General features: G+C 71.2%; 7 protein-coding genes. 3 read left to right on the forward strand and 4 right to left on the reverse strand.

Annotated features, from left to right (window positions below; all coding sequences use genetic code 11):
* Nucleotides 1-41 precede the first annotated feature (41 nt).
* The 3 genes from ACFU6K_RS25595 to coxB are packed head-to-tail and all read right to left on the reverse strand — an operon-like array spanning nucleotide 42 to nucleotide 3,090.
* A complete protein-coding gene (locus ACFU6K_RS25595; RefSeq protein WP_380666755.1) occupies nucleotides 42-464 on the reverse strand; it encodes a cytochrome c oxidase subunit 4 in 423 nt (140 codons plus the stop codon).
* On the reverse strand, nucleotides 464-2,239 hold the full coding sequence (gene ctaD, locus ACFU6K_RS25600; protein ID WP_380666757.1) for a cytochrome c oxidase subunit I: 1,776 nt from the start codon (nucleotides 2,237-2,239) through the stop codon (nucleotides 464-466). The genes ACFU6K_RS25595 and ctaD overlap by 1 nt, the downstream gene beginning before the upstream one ends.
* Nucleotides 2,236-3,090, reverse strand: coding sequence for a cytochrome c oxidase subunit II (gene coxB, locus ACFU6K_RS25605; protein ID WP_049651842.1), 855 nt, complete (start codon nucleotides 3,088-3,090; stop codon nucleotides 2,236-2,238). The genes ctaD and coxB overlap by 4 nt, the downstream gene beginning before the upstream one ends.
* A 368-nt stretch (nucleotides 3,091-3,458) precedes the next feature.
* On the opposite strand from coxB, the gene ACFU6K_RS25610 reads away from it, so the two are divergent.
* Nucleotides 3,459-4,862: a cysteine desulfurase/sulfurtransferase TusA family protein gene (locus ACFU6K_RS25610; protein ID WP_380666759.1), complete on the forward strand. Its 1,404-nt coding sequence runs from the start codon at nucleotides 3,459-3,461 to the stop codon at nucleotides 4,860-4,862.
* Here ACFU6K_RS25610 and ACFU6K_RS25615 read toward each other — a convergent pair.
* Complete coding sequence (locus ACFU6K_RS25615; protein WP_380666761.1) at nucleotides 4,855-5,832, reverse strand: carbohydrate kinase family protein; 978 nt, start codon at nucleotides 5,830-5,832, stop codon at nucleotides 4,855-4,857. The genes ACFU6K_RS25610 and ACFU6K_RS25615 overlap by 8 nt on opposite strands.
* Nucleotides 5,833-6,105: 273 nt before the next feature.
* On the opposite strand from ACFU6K_RS25615, the gene ACFU6K_RS25620 reads away from it, so the two are divergent.
* Complete coding sequence (locus ACFU6K_RS25620) at nucleotides 6,106-6,312, forward strand: hypothetical protein (protein ID WP_380666763.1); 207 nt, start codon at nucleotides 6,106-6,108, stop codon at nucleotides 6,310-6,312.
* A 123-nt stretch (nucleotides 6,313-6,435) separates the two neighbouring features.
* Nucleotides 6,436-7,125, forward strand: coding sequence for a hypothetical protein (locus ACFU6K_RS25625; protein WP_380666765.1), 690 nt, complete (start codon nucleotides 6,436-6,438; stop codon nucleotides 7,123-7,125).
* The last annotated feature ends 44 nt before the right edge of the window (nucleotides 7,126-7,169 follow it).

Here is a 7,169-nt window from a genome sequence, read left to right on the forward strand (position 1 = left end):
CTCCCGTACGGGAGGACCGGCCCTGGTGCACGAGCGGGAACCTACTGGTTCTGGTTCTCGCCGCGGTAGAACTCGAAGACCCATCCGAAGATGCCGATCATGATGATCGGGGCGGCCCAGAACATCAGCCACCAGCCGAAGATCACGCCCAGGAAGGCGAGCGCGCCACCGAGCGCCAGCGAGAGCGGCTGCCAGCTGTGCGGGGCGAAGAAGCCCAGCTCGCCGGCGTCGTCCGCGACCTCGGCCTCGGGGTTGTCACCCGCGCCGCTGTCCACCCGGCGGGCGGTGAAGGCGAGGTAGTACCCGATGAAGGCGCAGAGGCCGAAGGCCAGGAACAGCGCCGTCGTACCGGCGGCCTCCAGGCCCGGGCCGTCGGTGTTGGAGTTGGTCCACAGGCCGTAGGTGATGGCCATGGCCAGCACGAAGACCGACAGGCCCAGGAAGATCTTTCCCTGTTCCTTCATCAGGCGTCACCCTCCTTGTTGCCCTTGCCCAGCTTCGGGGCGTCGTACTTCGCCGGAGTCACACCGGCGAGGTGCTTGGCCGGCTCGCCGTGGTTCTCCAGGTAGTCCAGCGCGGCGATCTCCGGGTGGTGGAGGTCGAAGGCCGGGGATTCGGAGCGGATCCGCGGGAGGGTGAGGAAGTTGTGCCGCGGCGGCGGGCAGGAGGTCGCCCACTCCAGCGAGCGGCCGAAGCCCCACGGGTCGTCCACGGTGACCTTCTCGCCGTACTTGGCGGTCTTCCAGACGTTGTAGAGGAACGGCAGGATCGACAGGCCGAGCACGAAGGAGCCGATGGTCGAGATGGTGTTCAGCGTGGTGAAGCCGTCCGAGGCCAGGTAGTCGGCGTAGCGGCGGGGCATGCCCTCCGCGCCGAGCCAGTGCTGCACCAGGAAGGTGGTGTGGAAGCCGAAGAACAGCGTCCAGAAGGTGATCTTGCCGAGGCGCTCGTCCAGCATCTTGCCGGTCATCTTCGGCCACCAGAAGTGGAAGCCGGCGAACATCGCGAACACGACGGTGCCGAAGACCACGTAGTGGAAGTGGGCGACGACGAAGTACGAGTCCGAGACGTGGAAGTCGATCGGCGGGGAGGCCAGCAGGACACCGGTCAGACCACCGAAGAGGAAGGTGACCAGGAAGCCGACCGTCCAGAGCATCGGGGTCTCGAAGCTCAGCGAGCCCTTCCACATGGTGCCGACCCAGTTGAAGAACTTCACACCGGTGGGGACCGCGATCAGGAAGGTCATGAACGAGAAGAACGGCAGCAGTACCTGTCCGGTGACGTACATGTGGTGCGCCCACACCGTCACGGACAGACCGGCGATCGCGATGGTGGCCGCGATCAGACCGGAGTAGCCGAACATCGGCTTGCGGCTGAAGACCGGGATGATCTCCGACACGATGCCGAAGAACGGCAGCGCGATGATGTACACCTCGGGGTGGCCGAAGAACCAGAACAGGTGCTGCCAGAGCATCGCCCCGCCGTTGGCCGGGTCGAAGACGTGGGCACCGAACTTGCGGTCCGCCTCCAGGGCGAACAGCGCGGCGGCCAGCACCGGGAAGGCCAGCAGGATCAGCACCGCGGTCAGCAGGGTGTTCCAGACGAAGATCGACATCCGGAACATCGTCATGCCCGGAGCGCGCATGCAGATGATCGTGGTGATGAAGTTGACCGCACCGAGGATCGTGCCGAAGCCGGAGAAGGCCAGGCCCATGATCCACATGTCGCCGCCGACGCCGGGCGAGTGCACCGCGTCGGACAGCGGCGAGTAGGCGAACCAACCGAAGTCGGCGGCGCCGTTCGGGGTCACGAAGCCCGCCACCGCGATGACCGAGCCGAAGAGGTACAGCCAGTACGCGAACATGTTCAGACGCGGGAAGGCCACGTCCGGCGCGCCGATCTGCAGCGGCATGATCCAGTTCGCGAAACCGGAGAACAGCGGCGTCGCGAACATCAGCAGCATGATCGTGCCGTGCATCGTGAACGCCTGGTTGAACTGCTCGTTCGACAGGATCTGGGTCCCGGGACGAGCCAGCTCGGCACGCATGACCAGGGCGAGGATGCCACCGATCAGGAAGAAGGCGAACGACGTGCCCAGGTACAGGGTGCCGATCGTCTTGTGGTCAGTGGTGGTCAGCCACTTGATGATGGTGGAACCCGGCTTCCGGGTCCGCTGCGCCCCGACCGTGACGGCATCGGCGCCCCCGCCGGCCGCGGCGGGCTCGTTGAGGATGGTCACTTCTCTTCACTTCCCATGCCGATGAGGCCGGAGGGCACCCAGCCGTTCTGGCCCTTGGCGCGAAGCTCGGCCAGGTGCTTGTCGTAGTCGGCGCGGTCGACGACCTTGACGTTGAACAGCATGCGCGAGTGGTCGACGCCGCAGAGCTCGGCGCACTTGCCCATGTACTCGCCCTTGACGGTCGGCGTGACCTCGAACTTGTTCACCACGCCCGGCACGACGTCCATCTTCATCATGAAGTTGACGGGCCAGAAGTCGTGGATGACGTCACGCGAGGTGAGGCGGAACTGCACCGACTCGTTGACCGGCAGCCACAGCGTCGGAACCTCCTTGGGGGTTCCGACGTCGTACGCGGCGTCCTTGTTGGCCGGGTCGGGGGTCTCGGTGTTCTCGTAGTTGAACGCCCAGCTCCACTGGAAGCCCACCACGTTGACGTAGTGCTGCGGCTTCTCGGAGGTGGCGGTCAGCTTCGACTCGTCGCGGGCGACGAAGTAGAAGAGGACCGAGACGATGATGATGGGGACCGCGGTGTAGAGCGCCTCGATGGGCACGTTGTACCGGGTCTGCGGGGGGACCTCCACGCCGGTGCGCTTGCGCCGGTGGAAGATCACGCTCCAGATGATCAGACCCCACATCAGTACGCCGACCACCAGCGCCGCGATCCAGGAGCCCTGCCACATCTGGAGGACCATGGGCCCTTCCTTGGTGACGGGGCTCGGGAGGCCAAGCCTGGGGAGGTCGTTGGCCGAGCAGCCGGTGGCGGTCGCGATGACGAGGCCCAGTGCCAGCGCCTGAGGCAGCTTCCGCCGCATCGTGCGCCGCGGCGAGCGGTCGGAGCCGTTGGGACTCACGTAGCGCCTTCCCGAAGTCTCGCCCGCCTTCGCGTCGCCCCGGGGAGGAGTGTGAGCCTCCCCGGCGACCCGTCCACGGGCACGGTTTGAATGCTTATGCGGGCCAAACCCTACTCCAGCCTTATGCGCTCCTGACGGGCAGCCCCCGGTAACGCGCCGCCCGCTAGCCCGATCAGGCCCGGTGGGGGCTGCGTCGCAGGTCATCGTAGGCATTCGAGGTCCGTACGCCCGATCGGGGGATGACCTCGGGCGACGCCCGTGACGGCCCGTCGGGCGCGGACGAAGCGGACATTCCGGATGATCGACTGACGGCGGGTGAGCCGCGCGACCGACCGGGGACGCGGCCGGGTGTGTCGTTAAATGTGACCGTGTACTTCGACGTGGCCTCGACGGCCCCTCTGCACCCCGTCGCCCGGCAGGCGCTGACCGCCGCCCTGGAGGAGGGCTGGGCCGATCCGGCCCGGCTGTACCGCTCCGGCCGGCAGGCCCGGATGCTGCTGGACGCCGCCCGCGAGACGGTGGCCGCGGTGCTGGGCACCCGGGCGGACGAGATCTCCTTCACCGCCAGCGGCACCCAGGCCGTCCAACTCGGCCTGCTGGGCGCGCTGGCCGGGAACCGGCGGCGCGGCGGCCACTTCGTGCACTCCGCGGTGGAGCACTCCAGCGTGCTGCACGTCGCCGAACGCCACGAGGCCGCCGGGGGCGGGGTGTCGGTGGCGCCGGTGGACCGGGGCGGCCGGGCCGACCCGGCGGCCTTCGCCGCGCTGCTGCGCCCGGACACCGCGCTGGCCGCGCTGCAGAGCGCCAACCACGAGGTCGGGACGGTGCAGCCGGTCGGCGAGGTCGCCGCGCTGTGCGCCGGGGCCGGCGTCCCGCTGCTGGTGGACGCGGCGCAGAGCGCCGGGCGGGTGGACGTCCCGGCGGGCTGGTCGCTGCTGACCGCGAGCGCCCACAAGTGGGGCGGCCCGCCCGGGGTCGGGGTGCTGGCGGTGCGCAAGGGCGTCCGGTACGCCTCGCCGCTGCCGGCCGACGAGCGCGAGGGCGGCCGGGTGCCCGGCTACGTCAACGTCCCGGCGATCGTGGCCGCGGCCGCCTCGCTGCGCGCAGTACGGGCCGAGGCCGAGCGGGAGAACGCCCGGCTGCACGCGCTGGTGGAGCGGATCCGCACCCGGGTGCCGCGGCTGGTGCCCGAGGTCGAGGTGGTCGGCGACCCGGTGCGGCGGCTGCCGCACATCGTCACCTTCTCCTGTCTGTACGTGGACGGGGAGGTGCTGCTGACCGAGCTGGACCGGGCGGGCTTCGCGGTCTCCTCCGGCTCCTCCTGCACCTCGTCCACGCTGACGCCCAGCCATGTGCTGGCGGCGATGGGGGTGCTCACCGAGGGGAACGTCCGGGTCTCGCTGCCGTATGGGACGGCCGAGGCCGACGTGGAACGCTTCCTCGCGGTACTGCCGGACCTGGTGGCCGGCGTCCGGGCGCCGCTCGGACTGGACCTGCCGGCGCCGGCACCGGCCGCCGACTCCTCGGACGTACCGCTGGTGATCGACGCGCTGGGCAAGCGCTGCCCGCTGCCGGTGATCGAGCTGGCGAAGCGGATCGGCGAGGTGCCGCCGGGCGGCACGGTCGTCGTGCTGGCGGACGACGAGGCGGCCCGGCTGGACATCCCGGCCTGGTGCGAGATGCGCGGACAGGAGTACGCGGGCGAGGCCCCGGCCGCCGAGTACGGCGGCGACCGGGGCTCGGCCTACCTCGTCGTCCGGCGGACTACTTGACCAGGCGCGCGCTGATCTCGGTGGCCGCCTCGGCGCCGTAGGCCTCCTCGAAGCGCTTCAGGAAGGCGGCCGGGCGCAGCTCGTACTCCTGGGTGCCGACGGTCTCGATCACCAGGGTGGCGAGCATGCAGCCGATCTGGGCGGAGCGCTCCAGGTCGAGGTCCCAGGACAGGCCGGCCAGGAAGCCCGCGCGGAAGGCGTCGCCGACGCCGGTCGGGTCGACCTTGGCCTCCTCCTTGGCGCAGCCGACCACGATCGGCGCCTCGCCCTTGCGCTCGATCCGGACGCCCTTGCTGCCCAGGGTGGTGATCCGGGTGCCGACGCGGGTGAGCAGCTCCTCGGCGCCCCAGCCGGTCTTGCTCTCGATCAGCGCGGCCTCGTACTCGTTGGTGAAGAGGTACGCGGCGCCGTCCACGATCTCGCGGATGTCCTCGCCCTCCAGGCGGGCCAGCTGCTGGGAGGGGTCGGCGGCGAAGGCGTAGCCGCGGGTGCGGCACTCCTGGGTGTGGCGGACCATGCCCTGCGGGTCGTCGGCGCCGACCAGGACGAGGTCCAGGCCGCCGACGCGGTCGGCGATCGGCTTCAGCTCGATGTTGCGGGCCTCGGCCATGGCGCCGGTGTAGAACGAGGCGATCTGGTTGTGGTCCTCGTCCGTGGTGCACATGAAGCGCGCGGTGTGCCGGGTCTCGGAGATGTGGACGGAGTCGCAGTCCACGTTGTTGCGCTCCAGCCAGCTGCGGTACTCGGCGAAGTCCGCGCCGGCGGCGCCGACCAGGATCGGGCGCAGGCCGAGCACACCCATGCCGAAGGCGATGTTCGGCGCGACGCCGCCGCGGCGGATGTCCAGGGTGTCGACCAGGAAGGACAGCGACACGGTGTGCAGCTGCTCGGCGACGAGCTGGTCGGCGAACCGGCCGGGGAACGTCATCAGGTGGTCGGTGGCGATCGAGCCGGCGACGGCGATACGCACGGGGGGTCTCCTCAGGGTGGCTGCGGGGCCAGCGGGCAGGCGGGGACGAACCCGCCTACGGTACCCGGCCCCGGGGAGCGCCCAGGCAAGAGTGCCGCAAGTTGCCGCCCCACGGCCATGGTGGCACCCGTCGCCCTCCTCCGTGTACTACCTCCCGGTAGCACTGGTGGGCGGCCGGGCCCCTGCCTAGGGTCGGCCGTGGAGGGCCCGTCGTGCGGGCCCCGTCGTCGACCGCGGCAGCGTGGCCGCGGCCCTGGATCGGAGCGATACCGGATGATGACCGACCCCTGTGCCCTGCCCGTCCTGCGGACCGAGGACGGCGAGACGCTCGACGCCCTGGTGGACTCCTCCCGGCGGCTGCGTCGCTTCTGGCCGCAGCTCGCGGCCGGCCCGGAGCCCGTCGCCCCCGCCTCGACCGGCTTCCGGGTGTCCTCCGGGGCCCAGCGGGTGGTCGCCGGGATGGCCGAGTACGGCTTCTGAGCCCGCGCCGGACCGGATCGGACCGCCGCGGTACCGGTGCGGAACCGGATCCGACCGGAGCACGTCACATCCGCGCGGAGCGGCGAGGAGGCGGCACCGCTGAACCCTCGGGAGGATGTGCAGATGGATCTGGAGACGATGCCCCGGCGCGGTCGGCGAGCGGTGGCCCTGACGGGTCTGGTGCTGGCGGCGGTGGTGACGGTGGCCGGCTGCGGCAGCGGCGGCAAGCCCGCCTCGGACGCGGCGACGAGCGGCTCGGCCGCCGCCTCCGCCTCGGCCAGTGCCTCGCCGCAGGCCCCGGCGGACTCCGCGAGCCCGTCCTCGGCGGCTCCGACCGGGAGTTCCTCCGGGGCCGCGCAGCCGGCCCAGCCGCCGACCGGCTCCACGCCCGCCCCGGCCACTCCCCCGCCCGGGCAGCCGGCCCCGGCCACTCCCCCGGGCAACGGGATCGCGGTGGGCGAGCCGAACCCGAACGGCTCGGACGCGCCCGTCCGTCCGCCGGTCGCCTACCGGGTGGACGGCACGACCAAGCTGACCGTCTACTTCTTCGGCGGGGTCTGCACCACGTACGCGCTGAAGGCGGACGAGTCCCAGCCGGGCCGGGTGGACGTGCTGGTCGTACCGGGCCCGCCCACCGTCCAGCCGGGGCAGGTGTGCAACGCGCTGGCCAAGCGGCAGTCGGTCTCGGCCGACCTGCGCTCGCCGCTGGCCGGGCGGACGGTGGTCGACCGGACCAGCGGTCAGGAGCTGCCGCTGGAGGGCGACCCGCACATGGGGCCGGACCCGGTCACCCCGGACGTCGCCGGGCGGTAGGCGCCGTAGCGCCCGCAGGCGGAAACGGAAAGGCGGCCCCGGGG

Origin of the sequence: Kitasatospora sp. NPDC057512 (assembly GCF_042802135.1) — a bacterium.
Classification (GTDB): domain Bacteria; phylum Actinomycetota; class Actinomycetes; order Streptomycetales; family Streptomycetaceae; genus Kitasatospora.